The 21,006-nt window shown below is 65.9% G+C and carries 18 protein-coding genes; 10 read left to right on the top strand and 8 right to left on the bottom strand.

The genetic code is table 11. From position 1 onward, the window contains the following. Positions 1–197: 197 nt before the first annotated feature. Positions 198–806, bottom strand: coding sequence for a TetR/AcrR family transcriptional regulator (locus ACX80V_RS05195; protein ID WP_058930732.1), 609 nt, complete (start codon positions 804–806; stop codon positions 198–200). A 120-nt stretch (positions 807–926) separates the two neighbouring features. Between ACX80V_RS05195 and ACX80V_RS05190 the strand changes: the two genes are divergently transcribed. The 5 genes from ACX80V_RS05190 (at position 927) to ACX80V_RS05170 (ending at position 4,784) form a co-directional block, all read left to right on the top strand. Next, positions 927–1,487, top strand: coding sequence for an NAD(P)H-dependent oxidoreductase (locus ACX80V_RS05190; protein ID WP_485842250.1), 561 nt, complete (start codon positions 927–929; stop codon positions 1,485–1,487). 197 nt (positions 1,488–1,684) lie between these two features. After that, a complete protein-coding gene (locus ACX80V_RS05185) occupies positions 1,685–2,548 on the top strand; it encodes a GerMN domain-containing protein (RefSeq protein WP_485842249.1) in 864 nt (287 codons plus the stop codon). 56 nt (positions 2,549–2,604) lie between these two features. Further along, entirely contained in the window at positions 2,605–3,909 is a 1,305-nt protein-coding gene (locus ACX80V_RS05180; RefSeq protein WP_485842248.1) for an aminotransferase-like domain-containing protein, read from the top strand. A gap of 53 nt (positions 3,910–3,962) precedes the next feature. Then, on the top strand, positions 3,963–4,391 hold the full coding sequence (locus ACX80V_RS05175; RefSeq protein ID WP_485842247.1) for a universal stress protein: 429 nt from the start codon (positions 3,963–3,965) through the stop codon (positions 4,389–4,391). A 234-nt stretch (positions 4,392–4,625) separates the two neighbouring features. Then, positions 4,626–4,784: a hypothetical protein gene (locus ACX80V_RS05170; protein ID WP_485842246.1), complete on the top strand. Its 159-nt coding sequence runs from the start codon at positions 4,626–4,628 to the stop codon at positions 4,782–4,784. A gap of 13 nt (positions 4,785–4,797) precedes the next feature. On the opposite strand, the gene ACX80V_RS05165 is transcribed toward ACX80V_RS05170, so the two are convergent. The 5 genes from ACX80V_RS05165 to ACX80V_RS05145 form a co-directional block, all read right to left on the bottom strand. Next, positions 4,798–5,406: a phosphatase PAP2 family protein gene (locus tag ACX80V_RS05165; RefSeq protein ID WP_485842245.1), complete on the bottom strand. Its 609-nt coding sequence runs from the start codon at positions 5,404–5,406 to the stop codon at positions 4,798–4,800. A gap of 27 nt (positions 5,407–5,433) precedes the next feature. After that, the gene (locus ACX80V_RS05160; protein ID WP_485842244.1) at positions 5,434–6,906 is read right to left on the bottom strand and encodes a dihydrolipoamide acetyltransferase family protein; all 1,473 of its coding nucleotides are present in this window, start codon (positions 6,904–6,906) and stop codon (positions 5,434–5,436) included. 58 nt (positions 6,907–6,964) lie between these two features. Continuing rightward, positions 6,965–7,945: an alpha-ketoacid dehydrogenase subunit beta gene (locus tag ACX80V_RS05155; protein WP_058930726.1), complete on the bottom strand. Its 981-nt coding sequence runs from the start codon at positions 7,943–7,945 to the stop codon at positions 6,965–6,967. Continuing rightward, positions 7,945–9,225: a thiamine pyrophosphate-dependent dehydrogenase E1 component subunit alpha gene (locus ACX80V_RS05150; protein ID WP_485842243.1), complete on the bottom strand. Its 1,281-nt coding sequence runs from the start codon at positions 9,223–9,225 to the stop codon at positions 7,945–7,947. The genes ACX80V_RS05155 and ACX80V_RS05150 overlap by 1 nt, the downstream gene beginning before the upstream one ends. A 149-nt stretch (positions 9,226–9,374) precedes the next feature. After that, on the bottom strand, positions 9,375–10,493 hold the full coding sequence (locus tag ACX80V_RS05145) for a histidinol-phosphate transaminase (protein WP_485842242.1): 1,119 nt from the start codon (positions 10,491–10,493) through the stop codon (positions 9,375–9,377). An 83-nt stretch (positions 10,494–10,576) separates the two neighbouring features. On the opposite strand from ACX80V_RS05145, the gene ACX80V_RS05140 reads away from it, so the two are divergent. After that, the gene (locus tag ACX80V_RS05140) at positions 10,577–11,005 is read left to right on the top strand and encodes a phage holin family protein (RefSeq protein WP_104062888.1); all 429 of its coding nucleotides are present in this window, start codon (positions 10,577–10,579) and stop codon (positions 11,003–11,005) included. A gap of 44 nt (positions 11,006–11,049) precedes the next feature. On the opposite strand, the gene ACX80V_RS05135 is transcribed toward ACX80V_RS05140, so the two are convergent. After that, complete coding sequence (locus ACX80V_RS05135; protein ID WP_485842241.1) at positions 11,050–12,567, bottom strand: hypothetical protein; 1,518 nt, start codon at positions 12,565–12,567, stop codon at positions 11,050–11,052. Beyond that, positions 12,567–12,869 carry a hypothetical protein gene (locus ACX80V_RS05130; protein WP_485842240.1) on the bottom strand — a complete coding sequence of 101 codons (303 nt, stop codon included), beginning with the start codon at positions 12,867–12,869 and terminating at the stop codon, positions 12,567–12,569. Before ACX80V_RS05130 ends, ACX80V_RS05135 begins: the two co-directional genes overlap by 1 nt. Positions 12,870–13,057: 188 nt before the next feature. Here ACX80V_RS05130 and purB point away from each other — a divergent pair, with 188 nt between their 5' ends. From purB to ACX80V_RS05110, 4 genes are all read left to right on the top strand, one after another. Then, a complete protein-coding gene (gene purB / locus ACX80V_RS05125) occupies positions 13,058–14,500 on the top strand; it encodes an adenylosuccinate lyase (RefSeq protein ID WP_485842239.1) in 1,443 nt (480 codons plus the stop codon). Positions 14,501–14,661: 161 nt separating this feature from the next. Beyond that, a complete protein-coding gene (locus tag ACX80V_RS05120) occupies positions 14,662–15,333 on the top strand; it encodes a histidine phosphatase family protein (protein WP_485842238.1) in 672 nt (223 codons plus the stop codon). 115 nt (positions 15,334–15,448) lie between these two features. Then, positions 15,449–20,341 (top strand): NAD-glutamate dehydrogenase, encoded by a 4,893-nt coding sequence (locus ACX80V_RS05115; protein ID WP_485842237.1) that lies wholly within the window; start codon positions 15,449–15,451, stop codon positions 20,339–20,341. Between the two features lie 97 nt (positions 20,342–20,438). Beyond that, positions 20,439–20,942, top strand: coding sequence for a GNAT family N-acetyltransferase (locus ACX80V_RS05110; protein WP_485842236.1), 504 nt, complete (start codon positions 20,439–20,441; stop codon positions 20,940–20,942). Positions 20,943–21,006 lie beyond the last annotated feature (64 nt).

Here is a 21,006-nt window from a genome sequence, read left to right as displayed (position 1 = left end):
GTGTGGCCGGCCTCCCGCGACCAGCGCAGAGTAAGTCCGGGTGGACTATGTTGCGGGTCACATTCCAGAGGAAACTACCACAGAGTAGCGTCGGAAATGCGGGCACCTGAGCGGAATCCGTGCGCTCCGTATCAGATTGTTATGAATAATTCAGTGGAATTGATATGACTGGACGAGCCACTGGATTCAGGCGTACCCTACCGCCCGCGGACCACCCGCGTAACAAGTTCCCGCCAGGAGTCCGTCAGCCGCTCGGGCGCCAGGCCGTGGACGCGGACGGCGTGCAGGAGCCGGTCCGGATCCAGTGTTGCGGTCAGGGACATGGCCATCAGCAGCGGATCCGCATCCATGCCCTCCTCCCGGAGGAGGAGCTCGATGTGGCGCTGCCACAGCTTGGCTGCCGGGACCTCGTACCGGCTGCGGGCCGAAGCCTCGGCGGCCCTCGCAAGGTCCCCATGCTCCATCACATACGCGATCCGCTCCGCACCGAAGGCGATCAGCCGCTCCAGGCCCGGGGCGCCCGGCCCCAAGGGCGGCGGGCCGAACATAAAGCGGGCCTGGAAGGCGGCCTCGGAATCGCTCAGCAACGTCATCATCAGCCCGGCGCGGCTGCCGAATCGGCGGAAGACGGTGCCCTTGCCCACGCCGGCCCGCTCGGCCAGCCTGTCCATGGTCAGGGCGTCCGGGCCACACTCGGCAATCAGTTCCCGCGCCGCGCCCAACAGCCGCTCACGGTTCCGGGCAGCATCACTGCGCTCAGCGGGCGGGCCGGAGAGCGAACCGGGCAGCAGCGGGATAAAGCTCACAGTCCATATCCTAGACCCGGGAATAATAATCGGACTACGGTCCGTTTAGTCCATGAAGGCACCAAGCCTCCACCCTTCCACCGGCCAGCGGTCCCGCCGCGGCCCACTAAAGGAGTCCGTATGTCGAAGAAGAGCACCGTCCTTACCCTTGTTGGCAGCCTCCGCGCCGAATCCACCAACCAGAAGCTCGCCGAAGCCATCCAGCTGAACGCTCCCGAGCAGGTTGACGTGGTCATCCACGAAAGCCTGGGCAACATCCCGTTCTATAACGAGGACATCGACGTCGAGGGCCAGGTTCCCGCCGCTGCCGCCGCCCTCCGCGCAGCAGCCAACGACGCCGACACCATTCTCCTCGTGACCCCGGAGCACAACGGCACCGTGCCGGCATCGCTGAAGAACGCCATCGACTGGCTGTCCCGCCCCTTCGGTGCCGGCGCCCTCTCCGGCAAGCCCACCGCCGTCGTCGGTACCGCATTTGGCCAGTTCGGTGGCGTGTGGGCACAGGACGAAGCCCGCAAGGCAGTGGGCATTGCCGGCGCCCAGGTGCTCAAGGACGTCAAGCTCGCCGTCCCGGGCTCCATGGTCCGCTTTGCCGAGCTGCACCCGAAGGACGATGCCGAGGTAGTGGAGCAGATCAAGGGCGTCTTCGACGCACTCGCCGTCGCCCAGCCGGCAGCGTAAGGCAGCCGCACGCAGCAGCGCCAAGCAACCAAAAGCCCCGGGCACCGCAAGGTGGCCGGGGCATTTGTTATCGCACCGTGAGCGGACCGGCGCTCACGCCCGTACGTGTGACCAAGTCTTGTTCCAACCGGTACCTCGCGGGCATTTTCAGGGCTGAGGGACCGCCGTAACGTTTAATGCACGGAAAGCATTCGGGGATGGAACGCGGTGCGGACATGGCAGGCAGGCGGAGCGCCGGAAAGCTGATGGCGACGGCGGCAGCACTTACGCTTCCGCTGTGGCTGGGATGCTGCGCCCCCAACCCCAACCCGTCTGCCGGGAGCAGCGTCGCGCCCGGCGCAACCACCATTGAACACTCTGACCGCGCCCACCCGCCCTTGGTTCCAATTCCCCAGCCGCAGGCACCTCCGCCGGTCACCGCTGCGCCCGCCGAAACCACCGGCCCGTCCGCCGCTTCACCCCCCGAACCCTCGGGCCACGCCTCAGGCGGGACACTCGGAACACCCGAGCAGAGCTCCGTCACCACTCCCTCGTCCGGAACGGCTTCGCCCGGAGGCGGTGCGGCTCCCGGTTCAACTACGCCCATGGGAGCAAGCCCCTCGCCGGCCCCCGAGCCTTCGGCGCCGCCCCCGGCCCAGCCGGCCCCTGGCCAGTCCGGCGGATCCCAGACGGTGACTGTCTACTACGTGCTGCTCGACGACGGTGGGGCCGGAGGTGTGCGCTTTGGCTGCAACGACAGCCTGGCCGGCGACCGCCGCACCGTGGCCGGCTCCACGGAGCCGTTGGCCAATGCCATGCGCGCCCTGCTGGACAGCGCCGCAGAACCTGCCCCCGGCCTGTACAACTCCCTGTCCGACTCAACCCTCACGTTCCTGTCCGGCACCTTCGACGGCACGGCCGTAACGGTCTACCTGTCCGGCTCGATCCGTCCGGCGGGGGTGTGCGACATCCCGCGCATCGAGGCCCAACTCACGCAGACTGCCGTCGCCTCGGTGGGCGCCATCCGCGCCGAGGTCTACGTCAACGGCGTGATGCTCGCCGACGCACTACGCCTCAAGTAGCGCAATTGATCAACAGATGTTGCCTTATCGGCAACTGCCGGCTGTATCCTGAGGATGTGAGCCACGAAACACTTGATGCCGGCGAAGTGCAGTTACCGGCCGAAGCCATTGATGCCATCGAGCGCGCGGCCACGTCCGCCCACCGCGCCGCCCATCCCCACGAGGCGCTGTTTTCGGAGCGCGCAGCCAACATTAAGCAGTCAGCAGTGCGGGACGTTTTCGACATCTCGATGCGCCCCGGACTGGTGTCCCTTGCCGGGGGCAGTCCGTACCTGCAATCCCTTCCGCTTGAGCGGCTGGCCGCCACGGCGGCAAGCATCATCGCCAACGAAGGGCTCACGGCCCTGCAGTACGGCGGCGGGCAGGGCACGGAAGAACTGCGCACCCAGATCTGCGAGGTGATGGCGGCAGAAGGAATCCTGGACGCGGTCCCGCAGAATGTTGTGATCACCGCAGGCTCCCAGTCGGCCCAGGATGTGGCCACCAAGGTCTTCTGCAACCCGGGCGACGTGGTGCTGGTCGAGAACCCCACCTACGTGGGCGCCCTCAATACGTTTGAGGCGTACCAGGTGGAGGTGGCCACCGTGGAGATGGACGACCACGGCCTGGTGCCTGAGCTGTTGGAGGCCCGGATCGCCGCCCTCCAGACAGCCGGGAAGAACATTAAGTTCCTCTACACCATCCCCAACTTCAACAACCCCTCAGGAATCACCCTGGCAGGGGAACGCCGCCAGCGGGTTGTTGATATATGCCGGAACGCGAATATTCTCGTGCTGGAAGACAACCCGTATGGGCTCCTCCGGTACAACGGGACACCGCTGGAACCGCTCCGCGCGGCCAACCCCGCCGATGTCATCTACATGGGATCGTTCTCCAAGATCTTCGCCCCTGGTCTTCGCATCGGCTGGGCATTGGTCCCGGAGCACCTCCAGCGGCGCTACTACCTGGCATCCGAATCTGTCACGCTGTGCCCTCCGACGCTGAACCAGATGCTGGTGTCCGCCTACCTCAGCGACTATGACTGGAAGGGCCAGATCGAGACCTACCGCGGACTCTACGCCGAACGATGCACGGCGATGCTGGCCGCCCTGGACGAACACATGCCAGCCGGCACCAGCTGGACCAGCCCGGAAGGCGGCTTCTTCGTCTGGGTCACGCTGCCGGCAGGCGTGGATACCTATCCCCTGCTGCAGAAGGCGATCGACGCCGGCGTGGTCTTTATCCCCGGGGCTGCCTTCACACCGTCCGATTCGCCGTCGAATAAGCTGCGGCTGGCGTTCAGCGCGGTGCCGCCCGACGCCATCAAGGAAGGTGTCCGCCGTTTGGCCCCGGTACTGCGCGAAGCCCTTGGAGCGCTGTAACGTTGGCCGGACTGAGTGTGGCCAAGAGTGAAACTGAAAGAGGAGTACAAAGCATGAGCGGAATTATTGTTGTTGGCGTTGACGGCAGCGGCACCGCCAAGAAGGCCGCCGAATCGGCCCGGGATCTCGCCGCCGCCGTGGGCGCCTCGCTGCACGTCGTCTCAGCCTTCGACAGCGACCGTACCGAGGTCTTCGGCTCTGGCAGCGACCAGTGGATCGTTTCCGACGCCGACGGTGCCGAGCATGTTGCCAAGACAGTGGCCGAGGCCCTGGCCGGTTCCATCAAGGTGACCTACTCCGCCGCCCGCGGCAAGCCTGCCGAAGCGCTCATCAAGGAAGCCGAGCGCCTGGACGCCAAGATGATCGTGGTGGGCAACCGGCGGATGCGCGGCATTGGCCGGGTCCTGGGAAGCGTGGCCAACAGCGTGGCCCACAACGCCACCTGCGACGTCTATATCGCCAACACCTACGACGCCGACTAACTGGCAACGGCACACCATGCACCAGCCGCACCGCAGCGGTGCATGGTGTCCGTTCTCACCCCTTTTAGGCCGTTCCGGCACCCGGCAGGCAGGCAATAAAATGGAAGTGCCCTCAACGGAGCGGACAACCACTCTCCACTCCAGCCAAAGGGGCCCCCTTGCTTACTCTTCAGCGCCGCCAGCGCCCCCAACCTCATCGCGCCGGGGCTGCTTCTGCCGGAGACCCTGGAGAGCGTGCTGCGCGGCGACTGGAAATTCTTCGCGGCCCTCTCAGGCATTGCCCTGGTTCTGGGCGGCCTGATGTTCGCCACATTGCCTGCCTTGGCTGGCGCCATGGCGGGTAATCCCGAGATGGTCGAGATGATGACGGCCTACTCCGCCTACGGCTACTGACGCCAGGCTTCCGCTAGAGGAACCAGCCGCGCAGAAGCCACCACAGGCCCGCCATCACCAGGCCGCCAAACAGCGAACCGGCCACCACCTGCGCCAGGGTGTGTGCGCGGAGCACCACCCGGGACCAGCCGACGGCGGGAACCAGCAGGAGTAACGGCAGCCAGGCCGGACCAAGCATCAGGACGGAAATAACTGCCGCCGACGACACCGCCGCCGCGTGGCCGCTGATCTTCCAGAAGGGGCTCACGGCGGCCAGCACGACGATGCCGCCGACGATGGCCAGCACCATCACCATCACGCTTCGCGGTGCACCGGCGGCTTGCAGCACCGTCAGGCCGGCGGCCACGGAGGCCAGCGCCATGAGGAGTACGGGTGCCCGCTGTTTGCGGTTGCTGACGTGGTGGTCCGTGACCTTGCCCCGCCTTACGAGCCCCAGGAGCACAACGAGCGGCAGTACGCACACAAACAGCGCAGCCAAGGCTCCATAGCCGATGGTGCCTGGGAATCCGGCCTCGACCACGGGGCTGATCAGCAGCTGAAGCGTGACCACCACCGGTGGTTGGAACACCTCGGTCAGCCATCTGGCTGCCCGGTTCCTGGACTGAATGGCGGTTTGGTTCACGGTGTTGATGTTCTGAGTCCCGGCGTCCTAGTCCAGCAGGAGCGCTGGCTCCTCAAGGATCGCGGCGACGTCGGCCATAAAGCGGGCGGACAGGTCCCCGTCCACCACCCGGTGGTCAAAGGAGCCGCCGAGGGTGGTGATCCAGCGCGGGATGACCTCTCCATCCAGGACCCAGGGCTTCTGTTTGATGGTTCCGAAGGCAACAATGGCCACTTCACCCGGGTTGATGATCGGCGTTCCGGTATCAATGCCAAGCGCACCGATGTTGGTGATGGTGAGCGTTCCGCCCTGCATTTCGGCTGGCTGGGTCTTGCCCGCCCGGGCTGTGGTGGCCAGGTTGTTCAGGGCAAGCGCCAGCTCCTTGAGCGACAGGTCCTGCGCATCCTTGATGTTCGGCACCATTAGTCCCCGCGGGGTGGCTGCGGCGATGCCGAGGTTCATGTAGTGCTTGACCTGGATCTCGGCGGCGTCGGTCCCGTCCACGTTGTCCACCCATGTGGCGTTGACGCTGGGGTTCCGGGCGGCGGCCCAGATGACGGCCTTGGCGAGGATCAGCAGCGGGGAGACTTTGATTCCCTCAAAGTCGCGTGAAGCCTTCAGCCGCTTGACGAATTCCATGGTGCGGCTGGCATCAACATCAACAAAGATGCTCACGTGCGGCGCGGAGAAAGCCGACTCCACCATCGCCTTGGCCGTCGCCTTGCGGACGCCCTTGACCGGAATCCGTTCAATCCGCTGGTCCTGGGGCTTGCCTGCCTTGCCCCAGAAGCCCTCGGCCTGGTCCAGCTCTGCATCGCGCTGGGACTGGTAGCTGACCAGGTCTTCGCGCGTGACTTCGCCGCGGGAGCCGGTGGCCACCACATCGGCGAGATCGATCCCCAGATCCCGGGCGATCTTGCGGACGGGAGGCTTGGCCAGGACGCGGTTCACGAGGCCTGTGATGGTTCCGCCGAGGGTGGGCCGGTTATCGACTATTCCGCTGGTTGAGCTCGTCTGGGTCTCGACAGGCTCGACCACCGGGTTTTCGGTGATTGACCTTGTCGAAATCGCTGGGACCGGGGCTGACCCGGCCTGGGCGGCAGGTGCCGCCTTCCGGGGACGGCGCTTGACGGCGTCGGCCTTGGGGCCCGATCCCACCAGCGGACCGCCGGCCAAGGCACTGCCTGAAGTGCCGCCGTCGTCCGCGGGAAGCTTGCCATAGAGGGGCTGGACGGGAGTGGCAGGGGCCGGGACATCGGCCGGCGTCGGGTCACCGGAGACAGCGTCAGAGACGCTGATGATGGCGGTTCCGACGTCGATGGTCACGCCCTCGGGGACCAGCAGTTCGGTGACGGTGCCGGCGAAGGGGGACGGCAGCTCAACGAGCGACTTGGCGGTCTCGATCTCGCACAGGACGTCGTTGATGGCAACGGTGTCCCCCGGCTTGACCTTCCAGGCGACGATTTCCGCCTCGGTAAGGCCTTCGCCCACGTCGGGCAGGTTGAACTTGTTCAGAGTCATGGTGTCCTCTTTCGCGGCAAGCGTGAGCGGGAAGCGTGAGCGGGGAAGGTGCCTGCGCCTAGTAGGCCAGGGCGCGATCCAGCGCCTCGAGGATCCGGTCGATGTCGGGGAGGTAGTCTTCCTCGACCTTGGCCACCGGGTAAGGCATGTGGAAGCCGCCCACACGGATCACGGGAGCCTCCAATGAGAGGAATGCCCGTTCGCTGATCCGGGCAGCAATCTCGCCGCCGATGCCGCCGAACGTCGGTGCCTCATGCGCCACCACGAGTCGGCCTGTCTTCTTGGCGGACGCCGTGACGGTGTCGAAGTCGATCGGCGAAATGGAGCGCAGGTCGATGACCTCGATGCTGTGGCCGTCCTCGGCGGCGGCGTCGGCAGCGGCAAGGGCCACCGGCACGAGCGGGCCGTAGGCCACCACTGTGGCGTCCGTGCCCTCGCGAAGCACATGCGCTTTGAAGGGATCGGCCGACGCGCCCGGGTTCTGGGTGTCGACCTCGCCCTTGAGCCAGTAGCGGCGCTTCGGTTCGAAGACGATCACGGGGTCCTGGCACTCCACGGCCTGCCGGATCATCCAGTAGGCGTCGTGGGCGTTGGACGGCGTGATGATGCGCAGGCCTGCGGTATGGGCGAACAGCGCCTCCGGTGATTCCGAATGGTGTTCTATGGAGCCGATGCCGCCGCCGTAAGGGATCCGCACAACGACGGGAACGGTGAGGTTGCCGTTGCTGCGGGCGTGCATCTTGGCCAGCTGGGTGGTGATCTGGTTGAAGCCCGGGAACACAAACCCGTCGAACTGGATCTCGCAGACGGGCAGGTAGCCGCGCAGGGCCAGGCCGATGGCCGTGCCGATGATGCCGGACTCGGCGAGCGGCGTGTCCACCACGCGGTCCGCACCGAACTCCGCGAGGAGTCCGTCCGTGACGCGGTAGACGCCGCCCAGGGCCCCGATGTCCTCGCCCATGAGCAAGGTCCGCGGGTTGTTGTCCAAGGTGGCGCGCAGGCCCTCATTAATGGCCTTGGCTATGGTCATGGTGGTCATCAGCGGGCCACTCCTGTCGCTGCGTCATCCGGGTCCGGGCTGCCGGGTTCAGCGCTGTTGTGCACCGGCGTTTCGGCGAAGCCTGCGCTGTACTCCTCAAACCAGGCGAGTTCCTCGGCCACCAGGGGGTGGGCCTCGACATAGGTGTTGGCGAAGGCGGTCCGGATGTCCGGGGTCTCGAGGTCGTAGGTGGTCTTGCGGACGTAGGCGGCGAGTTCGTCGCCGTCGGCCTTGACCTGGTCAAAGAACGCGTCATCGGCCAGCCCCTGGGCACGGAGGTACTTTTCCAGACGGTCAAGCGGATCCTTGGCCCGCCAGAGGGTTTCCTCGGCGGATTCCCGGTACTTCGTGGGGTCATCAGCCGTGGTGTGCGCACCGACGCGGTAGGTGAACGCCTCGATCAGCACCGGCCCCTTGCCCTCGCGGGCATGTTCGAGCGCCCACTCGGTCACGGCGTGGACGGCGATCGCATCGTTGCCGTCCACCCGGATTCCCGGGAAACCGTAACCCTTGGCACGGTTGGACAGCGGAATGCGGGTCTGCACCGAGCTGGGAACGGAGATGGCCCAGTGGTTGTTCTGGCAGAAGAACACCACAGGCGCGTTGTAGGAGGCAGCGAACACCATGGATTCGTGGACATCGCCCTCGGAACTGGCCCCGTCACCGAAGTAGACCATCACCGCGGCCTTGGGCTCGGCCGGCCGGTCCGGCGCCCCATCCGCGGCGACTGCGGCGGCCGCCTTCTGGTCCCGCTGGATCCCCATTGCGTAGCCGACGGCATGCGGCGTCTGCGCGGCGAGGACCAGGGTGTAGAGATGGAAGTTGGTGTCCTTCGGGTTCCAGCCGCCGTTCGAAACCCCGCGGAACTGGCGTAGGAGCTCCGCCAGGTCCACATTGCGGGTCAGCGCCACGCCGTGCTCGCGGTAGGTGGGGAAGATGTAGTCCTGCGGCTGGCTGGCCCGCCCGGAGCCGATCTGCGCGGCCTCCTGGCCGGTCAGTGGGACCCACAGGGCCAGCTGGCCTTGGCGCTGGAGTGCGGTTGCCTCCACATCAAAGCGGCGGATCTTGGCCATGTCAGCGTAGAAGCCACGCAGCTTTTCACCGTCCAGCCGATCCGCATACGCGGAGAAGACCGGATCCGTCCCCAGGGTCCCGTCAGGCGCCAGCAGCTGCACCATAGGCTCGGCCGGACTGCCCAGTTGGGCCTCGGCCTCGGCCTCGAGTTGGTCGTCTGCCGCTGTCTCATCGAACTCGGTGGAGGGCAGATGTGTGGCGCCCATACCGTCTCCTTGCTTGCCGCATGCGGATGCATTGCAATGTCGCTGGGATATATGCCACTAGAGGAATGCATTCCCGTGCTGGCATATATATTGGCTTACTGGTCCTTACTTTATCTTCAGTAGGTGCCGCTCCTGATGCATGTTAAGCGCTAGGAACGTCGTGGCGCCTTTGTATAGTTTGCACAGAGATCGAGGAACCGGCTATTGGCCTCTGCCTCGCCGATGCTGACCCGCACGCCATCGCCGCCGAAGGCGCGCACCGAAAGCGCCTGCGTGCCCGCCAGTTCGGCAAATTCCGAGCTGTTTTCGCCCAGGTTCAACCAGACGAAGTTGCCCTGCGCCTCGGGTACGAACCAGCCGAGTTCACGCAGTCCGGAGGTTACGCGGGTTCGTTCGTCCACGATGCTTTGTACCCTTTCTACAACCAGGGGGTAATTCTGCAGCGACACAATGGCTGCATTTTCAGCGATCTGTGACACGGCGAAGGGTGTGGCCGCCACGCGCAGGTACTGGGTCAGCACAGGGTTCGAGACGCTGTAGCCCACCCGCAGGCCCGCCAGTCCGTGTGCCTTGGAGAACGTCCGGAGCACCACAACGTTCGGGTATTTGCGGTACATCGCGATGCCGTCCACAGCATCGCCGGCGCGGACGAACTCTTGGTAGGCCTCATCAATCACCACCACGATGTCGGACGGGACCGCCTGGATGAACCGCTCCGTTTCGGCAATGGTCAGGATGGGGCCGGTGGGGTTGTTCGGGGTGCAGAGCAGGATGACTTTGGTGCGGACCGTTACGGCTGCAGCCATGGCATCCAGGTCGTGGCGTCCCTCGGCCGTCAGCGGAATGCGGACGCTCTCCGCACCCACAAGGCCCACGCTGATGGGATACGCCTCGAAGGACCGCCACGCATAGATCACCTCGTCAGCTTTACCGTCGTCGTTCTGGCCGGCGAACGTGGACAGCAACTGGTTGAGGGCGCCGAGGCTTCCGGCGCCGGTGACCACGTCTTCGGCCGGCACCGCCAGGAACTCGGCGAGCGCCGCACGAAGCTTGCTGCTGAGGGGATCGGGGTAGCGGTTGAAGTCCGTCTGGTTGGAAATTGCCTCCAGCACTGCCGGAAGAGGGGGCAGGGGGTTCTCGTTGGAGGACAGCTTGTAGCTGGCCAGCCCATCCACGGCGACGGGAGGCTTTCCTGCGGCGTACCGGGGTAGCCGGCTAACCACGGGGCGCGGCCGGATTTCGCCAGGCAGGATCTCCGATGAAGTCATGCAAACTAGCCTACTTCGCCTGACCGGCACGGGCTGGGTGGGCGCTCAGGCGGGGCCCAGGGGCGGTGTGACAGCATGGGCCTATGCGCTCTTTTATTGTTCGAGTCCTTATCAACGGGCTGGCCCTCTGGATTGCCAGCTGGATACTGCCGGGCCTGGATATCTCAACTTCCGCCACTACCGAGGCCGTGGCCACCACGGGCGTCACGCAGGGCACGGAGACCATCGGCGTCGTTCTCGCGTACCTGTTTATCGGGCTGATCTTCGGCGTGGTGAACGCGTTTGTCCGCCCCCTGGTCAGCTTCCTGTCCTTGCCCATCACCATCCTCACGCTGGGACTGTTCACCATCGTCATCAACGCCGCCATGCTGTATCTGACGTCCTGGCTCAGCAGTTACACGCCGGTGAACTTCACCATCGATTCGTTCTTCTGGACGGCCGTCCTCGCGGCCATCATCATCACACTCATTTCGCTGGTTGCCGGGCGGCTGACCGGCGCCGGCAGGCGCTGACCGGCGAGCCAGATCTGCTCGGCCGGATTGCCTAGCACCATCATTTAGCGCTGTGTCGGCTGCGGCGACGGCACCGGACTATCATGTCGCACCGGCTGGGGTGAGGACGGTTGCGCTGAGGGTTGCGGCGGCTGAGGTGGCGCCTGCGCCATGGGCGTTGGCACCGCCCCAGGGGCCATCGCAGTCTCGGGAGGCTTCGAACGGGACAGCGCGAAGCGGGTGGCCGTTGCCGTGCCGCCTGCCCCCAGGACGCCGCCAAGAACCGCGGTTGACGCCACCAGAGAGGGATCGTCGCTTGCTGCGACGAGCCGCGCGGCTCCCTGGTAGTTGTTGAGATTGTGGCCCGGCCCAATACCGAATTCGCCACCTTCGGGCGTGGTTACTGGGCTGTTGAGGGTCACCGTAACCCGGTTTCGGGCGTCCGGGTTCGGTGTACCGTCAGTGCCGGGCACCCAATCCTGCCTGTGCTCCAGGTGAAGAGCAGTGACGTCGGAGTCCGGAACAATGCCGCCCACGGGAGACCCGGCGGTGAGGACATATTTCATGTCGTACTCGTTTAGGAATTGATTGTTGGCCGCCAGATTCATTGCATGGATTCCACCTTGGCTGTAACCCACGGCCACTACGGGTGCCCCCTTTTCCGCGCCGGCGGCCTGCAGGGCCTGAAACACCGCTGCGTTGACTTCTGCGGAGTTGTGGCCCAGCCCTTCAACGATGCCGGCTTCGTCGAACGGATTAACGCCGCCAATTTCACCTCCGGCCTGCGTTCCTGGAATGACCACCACGTAGGCCTTCGTTCCGCCGTTATCCACCTCGATGACTTCGATGTAGCCTTCACCGCGTTCATCGATGATCCGTGCCCGTTCCAACAACGCAGCCGGAGAACCGTCGAATTCAATGGGCAGCGACTCCTTCTTTTCCAACGTGACCGAACGCGGCTGAAGGATTCGGTTTGAACGCCCGGACACACCGGCGAGCAAAGGTACCGCCGCCGCAATATGCCTGCCCGCCGCCTTGTCTGCCGCGAGCGCTACCCGAAAGCGCTCCGGGGAGACTGCCAGCAAGGCAGCCATGGCAATAGGTCCCACGGCGAGTTCCGTGACTTCCCTGTTAGGAACCGGACCCAAGCCGAGGTCTACCGCCAGCCTGCCAAGGGTTTCGGGGCTCGTCAGTCCGCCGCCACTTCCGCGCGAGAATCCCGCCCACGCTTCCGCCGTTTCGTAGTCCCTTTTGCAGTCCCGCACCTGGCTGCTGATTCCCTGCAGCTCCGCACGGACGGCCTGGACGCTCCACTGCGCCTCTCCGACGCCAGTCAGGGCCGCCGTTCCGGTGGGACGCGCTTCATGCTGGTACCGGCACAGGTCTTCCCAGATGCGGCGAACCTCCACTTCCACGGCAGCCAGTTCCCCCGCAGCAGCGTCGAGCTTCTCCGCGCCGCCTACGAGCTCCTCCAACTGAAAACTGATCCCTCCGATGCCGCCCCTGATTTCCATGCCACCGTCCACGGCAGGCCCTGTCAGCTGGATAGGGCCGCCGCTGCCGGATGGCGTCACCTCGGCCATCAGTACCGCCCCGCCGGGTTGCCGGCGGACGTTCCCACCGCCTGCGCGTGGCGTTTCACCGAAGCCAGCGCATCCTCGAGCCCTACCCTCGCCCTCCCTAGAGCCACCTCCTGAAGAGCCACCGAGTTCCTGTACGCCCTCCCGGCAGGTGACTGCCAGTCCAAAAGCTGGATCTCGCGAAAGCCGCCGAGGACCTTTTCCACCCTCCCCAAGCAGAGGTCAACCCGGGCCGCCAACTGCTGAACCTCATAACCTCGGGACATGCATGCCGCCATGTCGGCTGCCGTCACGTCACTGCCCATGCCCGTTCCCCCTCCCGGATACCCGCCCGAACTTCTCGTCCGTCAAGGCCAACTCCTGAACCCCGACGCTACGGAATGCCGCCCACTCGACGAAAGCACCGCCGTCGGCTATGTGGACAAGTCACGCCGCTGTTCACATGCGACGGAACGCTTAAGCGGCAGTGAGTAGTTCATGAAAGAATCAGCACATGCCTGAAACTGCCGCCACAGCTGATACCCGCACGCCCTCCGGACGCCTGACCCTCGCCGCGTCACCGGACCAGATCGCCCTGGGTCCGTTGGACGGCCGTTACCAGTCCGCCGTTGCGCCCCTCGTTGACTACCTGTCCGAGGCAGCCCTGAACCGTGACCGCGTGGCCGTGGAAGTCGAGTGGCTCATCCACCTGACCAGCAACAATGTCCTTCCCGGCGCAGGCCAGCTCACCGCGGAACAGCAGGAAAAGCTCCGCGCGATCATCACCGAATTCAACTCCGCCTCGGTGTCCGAGCTCGCCGAAATCGAAGCCGTTACGGTCCATGACGTGAAGGCTGTGGAGTACTACATCGGCCGCCGGCTGCCCGCCATCGGCATCGAGAACCTGACCGCCATGGTCCACTTCGGCTGCACGTCCGAGGACATCAACAACCTCTCCTACGCCCTGGGCGTCAAGGGTGCTGTGGAGGACGTGTGGCTGCCCGCCGCACGCGCCCTCGTTGCCCAGATCAGCAAGATGGCCGAGGACAACCGCGCGGTCCCCATGCTGTCCCGCACGCACGGCCAGCCGGCCACGCCCACCACCCTGGGCAAGGAACTGGCAGTCATTGCGCACCGCCTGACCCGCCAGCTGGACCGGATCGCGGAGACCGAATACCTGGGCAAAATCAACGGCGCCACGGGCACCTATGCAGCCCACGTGGCCTCTGTCCCCGGCGCTGACTGGCAGCAGGTGGCCAAGTCCTTCGTCGAGGGCCTGGGCCTGACCTGGAACCCGCTGACCACCCAGATCGAAAGCCACGACTGGCAGGCCGAGCTCTACGCCGACGTCGCGCGGTTCAACCGGATCCTGCACAACGTCTGCACGGACATGTGGAGCTATATCTCCATCGGCTACTTCGCCCAGATCCCCGTGGCCGGCGCCACCGGATCCTCCACCATGCCGCACAAGGTCAACCCCATCCGTTTCGAGAACGCCGAAGCGAACCTGGAAATTTCCTCCGGCCTCCTGGACGTGCTGGGCTCCACGTTGGTGACCTCCCGCTGGCAGCGCGACCTCACGGACTCCTCCAGCCAGCGCAACATCGGTGTGGCGTTCGGCCACTCCCTCCTGGCGATCTCCAACGTGGCCAAGGGCCTTGACCGCCTCGATGTTGCCGAAGACGTGCTCGCCGGGGACCTGGACACCAACTGGGAAGTTCTGGGCGAGGCCATCCAGATGGTCATGCGCGCCGAGGCGATTGCCGGCGTCGAAGGCATGGAAAACCCGTACGAGCGGCTCAAGGACCTCACCCGCGGCCAGCGTGTGGATGCCGCCCGGATGCAGGAATTCGTGCAGAGCCTGGGCCTCTCCCCCGAGGCCGAGGCGCGGCTGCTCGCCCTCACGCCGGGCAAGTACACCGGCATCGCGGACCAGCTGGTGGACCACCTCAAGTAAGCACGCCCGCGGGCACAAGAAGTACGACGGCGGCGCCGGGTCCTTGGAGGGCCCGGCGCCTTTCGGTGGTTGAGCTTGCCGAAACCGGTTGCGGTGGGCGCGCCCGACGTCGGCCCGGCAGGCAGACGCCGGATCTCGCTGCCGGATGCGAAACTGGAGTCATGAAGCTGCTCCTCATCCGCCACGGACAGACCCCCGGCAACGTACTCGGCCAGCTGGACACCGCCCACCCGGGGCCGGGGCTGACCGAGCTGGGAGAACGCCAGGCCGAGGCCATGGCACGGTCCCTGGCCAACGAGCAGATAGGCGCAGTGTACGCATCAACACTTCTGCGGACCCAGATCACGGCCGCCCCGCTGTCCCGGCTCCACGGGCTTGAGGTTGAGGTCCTGGATGGGCTGCACGAGATCGAAGCAGGGGCGCTGGAGAAACTGACCGACCACGAGTCGCACATGCGCTACATGGGGACAGTGTTTGCATGGGCAGCCGGTGACCTGGACCGCCGGATGCCAGCGGGCCCGGACGGCCACGAATTCTTTGAGCGGTTCGATGCCGCGATCAACCGGATTGCCGAGCGCGCGGCCAGCAATGGTGGCTCCGCCGTCGCGGCCGTGGTGAGTCACGGCGCGGCCATCCGCACCTGGACTGGGCTCCGCGCCGCCGGCGCCGACCATGAGTTCGCAGCCCGACACGTCCTGTCCAACACGGGCATCGTGGCCCTGGAAGGGGACCCCGGCGCCGGTTGGAAGCTGATCCACTGGGACGGGAGCCCGGTGGGCGGCCTCGCTCTCGCGGATCCGACCGCTGAGGACCCTACGGGCGGCGCCGCGTAGCCGATGCGAAACACTGGACGCCATGTAGCGGGGCGTCCATGATGAAGTCAGGCATGAGGCTTCCCCAGGGGACCACGGCCAGTGGTGCCAGCCCTTGCCGTGGAGGCGCAGTGGAATGTCACGCGAAACCGCACCGGCTGCCCAGGGAGGGGCTGCCGGTCCGTTCGAGGCCAACGATTCCTTCTTCGCGGACTACTACGAGCACGTCGCGGCGGAGGACCTCCTGGACTACAGTCCGGAGACCCTGGGCCGGCGGGCTCGGTACCACGCGGAATTAGCGGGCATCCGCGCTCCCGGACAGTCCGTCGTCGGGGTCCTGAATGAAACCGATGCGAGCATCGTGATGGTGGTCGCCAATGACATGCCCCATCTGGTTCACTCGGTGACAGCCGAGCTGACCAGGGAGAGTGCGTCGATCCGGCTGCTCGTGCACCCGACGTTCCGGGTGCGGCGGGACCCGGAAACGCATGCGTTGCTGGACGTCGCTCATGGGCCGTCGCGCGCAGGTTTGCTGGCCGGGAACGCCGGTCACGCGGAGGTCCCGGACGTCCGCCCGGACGAGTTGGACGGCGTCCAGGATGGGACCACAGAGACCTGGGTGGCCGTGGAAATCGGCAGGCTGCCTGGGGACTCGGGCGCCGCGGAAGTCATCGCGAACCTCCACGGAGTGCTGGCCGATGTGCAGGCAGTCGCCGAAGACCTCCCAGCCATCCATGCCCAGGTGATGGCCGCCGTCGGCTCCGTTGATGGATTTCCCAGCGGCACGGTCCCGGCCCCGGATCAGCTCCGGGAACTGCTGCTCTGGCTGGACAGCGGAAACTTCGTGTTCCTCGGGTACAGCGAATATGAACGCACGACGGCGGGCGGCCTGGATGCCTTGCGGGTGCGGGCGGGCGCAGGGCTGGGGCTGCTCCGGGAGGACCGGCCGGAAGGCGGCACCGGTCCGGCGTCCGGCGCACCTCACACAGAGGAGGCCGGGGACACAAGCCTCCACGGCCCGCGGGCACTCACGCTCGCCACCTCGGATGTGCGTTCCTCGGTCCCCCGGCCCGCCTACCTGGACGAGGTCCGCCTGCGGATCTTCGACGATGGCGGAGCCGTGGCCGGAGAGCGGCGCTTTGTGGGCCTGCTCGCCCCGGGCGCCACAGGCCAGTCGGTGCGCCGCATTCCGGTGGTCCGGGACAAGGTCCTGGCCGTGCAGGAGCGCCTTGGCTTCAAGACTGCCTCGCACCAGGGCAAGGAACTGCTGGCGGTGCTGGAGTCGTTTCCCCTCGACGAGCTGTTCCATATGGAACAGCTCGATCTGGCCCAGCTGGCCACGGAGATCCTGCGCCTGCAGCAGCGCCGCCAGACGCGGCTTTTCCTGCGGCCGGACAGCATCGGCCGCTTCATGTCGGTCCTGGTTTTCCTTCCCCGGCGCCGCTACAACACTGCGGTCCGGCTCAGGATCGAGCAGGAACTCAGGCACGCCTTCAAATCCCCGTCCATCGAGTTCGAGGTCCGGCTGGGCGACTCCCCGATGGCCCGGGTGTTCTTCCGGATCCTGCTGGGCCCCGACACGCCTGCCCCCGACGTCGACCCCCTGGAGCTGGAGCGGCGTGTTGTGGCGGCAAGCCGGTCGTGGACGGAGGGCCTGGACGAGTCCCTCCGGGACCGATTCCCCGCAGAGGAGGCGGCGCGGCTCTGGGCACTGTGGTCGGGCTCGTTTCCGCCCGGCTACCGTGCGGACCACGACGCAGAGTCCGCGGTCCGGGACATCGCCACGTTCGAGGAATTCGATCTCGACGGGACGGGCGGGCGGGCGCTGGACGACCCTCTGTTGACTGTCTATGTCCGGCCAGAAGCCACGCGGCCGCAGGCAGAGGACGCACGGATGCGCCTCTACCTGACCAGCGCCCAGAGCCTCACCCGGTTCCTGCCATTCCTCCACAACCTCGGGCTTGAGGTGCTGGACCAGCGTCCCTTTGAGCTTCGGCGCGCCAGCGGCCAGGATCTCTTCCTCTACGACCTCGGGCTGAAGTATCCGCCCGGCATCGATCCCTTGGAAACCAGCATGCTGCTGGCGGATTCGTTCTGCGCGGCAATGCGCGGAGACATCGAGTCCGACGGCTTCGATGCCCTGGTGATCAGGGAGGGGGTCAGCTGGCGCCAGGCCGTGGTCCTCCGCAGCTACGCCAAATACCTGCAGCAGCTGGGCACCCTGAATTCCTATGGCTTCATGGCGGACACCCTGCTGTCCAACACCCGGGCCACGCACGCACTGCTTGCGCTGTTCCACGCCAAATTCGTTCCCGGCGTTGACTGGACCCGGCGCCTCCGCGACACGGCCGCCGCCAGGAAGGAATTGATGGCCGCGATCGAGGAAATCCCCAGCCTCGACGCCGACCGGCTGCTCCGCACGTTCATGAACCTGATCGAGGCCACAGTTAGAACCAACTACTTCCTGGACAGGCCCCATGTGAGCTTCAAGCTCAGCCCGGCCGCCATCCCCAACGCACCGTTTCCGCGGCCCAAGTTCGAAATCTGGGTCTACTCGCCACGCGTGGAAGGGGTTCACCTGCGCTTCGGCATGCTGGCCCGCGGCGGCCTGCGCTGGTCGAACCGCAGCGAGGACTTCCGCACCGAAGTCCTGGGGCTGGTCAAGGCCCAGAACGTCAAGAACTCGGTCATTGTGCCCACCGGGGCCAAGGGCGGCTTCTACCCCAAACGGCTTCCGGATCCTGCGATTGACCGGGCCGCATGGATGGCCGAGGGACAGGAGAGCTACCGGATTTTCATCCGGGGAATGCTCGATCTCACGGACAACCTGCTCAGTTCCGGAACCGGCAGCACCGTAGTGGCCCCCAAGGACGTGGTCCGGCACGACGGCGACGACTACTACCTGGTGGTGGCCGCGGACAAGGGGACCGCGGCATTTTCCGACACCGCCAACGAGGTGGCCCACCTATATGGTTTCTGGCTCGACGACGCCTTCGCCTCCGGCGGATCCGTGGGATACGACCACAAGCAGATGGGAATCACTGCCCGCGGGGCGTGGGAATCCGTGAAGCACCATTTCCGCGAGCTTGGCGTGGATCCGCAGCGCGAGGACTTCACTGTGGTGGGCATCGGCGACATGAGCGGCGATGTCTTCGGGAACGGGATGCTGCTTTCGCCCCACATCCGGCTGGTGGCGGCGTTCGACCATCGGCACATCTTCCTCGACCCGGCCCCGGATGCCACGGCATCCTTCGAGGAACGCCGGCGTCTCTTCGACCTCCCCCGCTCGTCCTGGGCCGACTATGATCCCTCGCTGATCAGCGAGGGCGGCGGCGTCCATTCCCGCAGGGCCAAGACCATCGCGATCACGGAGCAGGTCCGGATGTCTCTCGGCCTGGAACCGGGAACGGCAACGCTTCCGCCCCATGCCCTCCTTCAGGCCATCATCCGGGCACCCGTGGACCTGGTCTACAACGGCGGCATCGGAACCTACGTCAAGGCCTCCACGGAGAGCCATCCAATGGTGGGCGACAAGGCTAACGACGCCATCCGGGTCAACGGCAACGAACTGCGGACCAGGATCGTTGTCGAGGGCGGCAACCTGGGCATTACCCAGCGCGGACGGATCGAAGCGGCCCTGAACGGCGTCCTGCTCAACACCGATGCGATCGATAACTCGGCCGGCGTGGATTGTTCGGACCACGAGGTCAACATCAAGATTTTCGTTGACAGGATGATCGCGGCGGGGAAGATGCCCGCGTCGGAACGCGCCGGTTTCCTGCACTCCCTCACCGATGAGGTAGCCCGCCTTGTCCTGGCAAACAACGCGGACCAGAACGTCCTCCTGCTCAACGACCGGCACCTGGTGCTGGAGTGGAGCCCCGGGTTTGAGCGGATCATGGACTGGCTGGAGAACGCCACGGACCTGGACCGCGGCCTGGAGGGCCTGCCGAGCACGGAGGAGCTCCAGGACCGGCTGCGGTCCGGCCATGGACTCACGGCTCCCGAACTCGCCGTGCTCGCCGCCTACGCGAAGATCGAACTGGCAAGGGAGCTCAGCGCCAGCGACCTTGCCGATGACCCCTGGTTCAAGCGGGTTCTCCGCGGCTATTTCCCGCGCCAGCTGTCCGAGCGCTTCGACGCCGAGCTGGACGCCCACCCCCTGCGCCGTCAGATCGTGTGCACGGTGGTGGCCAACGACATGATCAACCAGGGCGGAATCACCTTCGCCTTCCGTGCCATCGAAGAAACCACCGCAACTGCCGCGGCCGTCGCGAGGGCCTTTGTTGTGGTACGGGAGGCATACGACCTGCCATGGATAGTGGACCGGGTTGCCGGGCTTCCCCCCGGGTTTCCCAGCGAACACGCCGCCCAGGTGGCCCTGCACATGCGCAGGCTTTTGGACCGTGCCACCCGCTGGTACGTGACGCATGACCACCGGGACCAGCCCGTCGCCGAGGCCCTGGACCGGGTCATGCCCACTTTGGACCTGCTGCGGACCAGGGCCGTGGACTTTCTGCGCGGCTCCGATCGCTACATCGTCGATGACCGGCTGGCGCATTTCGACGACGTCGGCCTGCCGCGCGATTTGGGGCGGCGCGTCTCAGATCTGCTCGAAAGTTTCGCGCTACTGGACATTTCGCTGGTGTCGGAGCAGGTAAAGGAACCCATCACCACGATCGCCGATCTCTATTGGGCGGTTCTTCAGCGGATCGGTGCGGTGAGCCTGCTGCTGCGCATCACTGACCTTCCCCGGCACAGCCGCTGGGAGGCTCTCGCCCGGGCGGCCCTGCGTGATGACGTCTACTCCGCCGTGGCGGACATGACGTTGTACGTCTTGCAGACCACCCAAGGCGGTGACTTCGCGGCCGCCGACAGCATGGAACGCATTGTGGCGTGGGAGCGCGGACACCAGGAGCAGCTGGCACGGATCAAGGACACGTTTGCGGAGGTCACCAAGCCGGGGCAAGTGGACATCGCCTCGATCTCCGTGGCATTGAAGCTGCTGCGCACCCTGGTCCGCCCGTAGCCCGAAGTTCTCCGGACGCTTACGCCAAGGAAACACCACGGTAACCGCGGCTTCGTAGGCTTGATCTGCATCACCCTTCCGGCGAAACGAGGCAGCGATGCAGACCAACCCACGGCTCAACATCAGGCAGGTCACCTGGGCCAACCCTGTGGGTGCCGATCTGCGCAGGGCCCAGCAGGCGGAACTGGACGCCCGCTTCGGTACCCCTGACCACGAACCGGGGACCCCGCCGTCGGGCGCTGACTGTGCCGTGTTCCTGGTGGCATACGACAAAGGCTCGGGACAGCCCGTGGGCTGCGGCGGACTCAGGCTCCTGGACCGCGCCACGGCCGAAATCAAGCGGCTCTACGTGCTCCCGTATACGCGCGGCTCTGGCGTGGCCAGCTCCATCCTGGCTGCCCTCGAAGCGGAGGCGCACAAGCAGGGCATCACACGCATCAAGGCCGAAGCAGGCTCGGCGCAGCCGGACGGCCGGAACTTCTACGAGAACTCCGGCTTCGAATCCGTCCCCAACTTTGGCGCTTACGTGGGCGTGGAGCACTCGTACTGCTACGCCAAGTCGATTGACTCGCACAGCGCCGCCCACACTGCCATGGCCTGAGCCAAATCCGGGCGGCGGCCCGTTACACAACAACTGCCACCACGTAACCTGCGCCGCGGCACGC

The organism is Pseudarthrobacter arbutini, from assembly GCF_054510915.1.
Note: the sequence above shows the minus strand (reverse complement) of the source record. Positions and strands in the feature narration are given on the sequence as shown.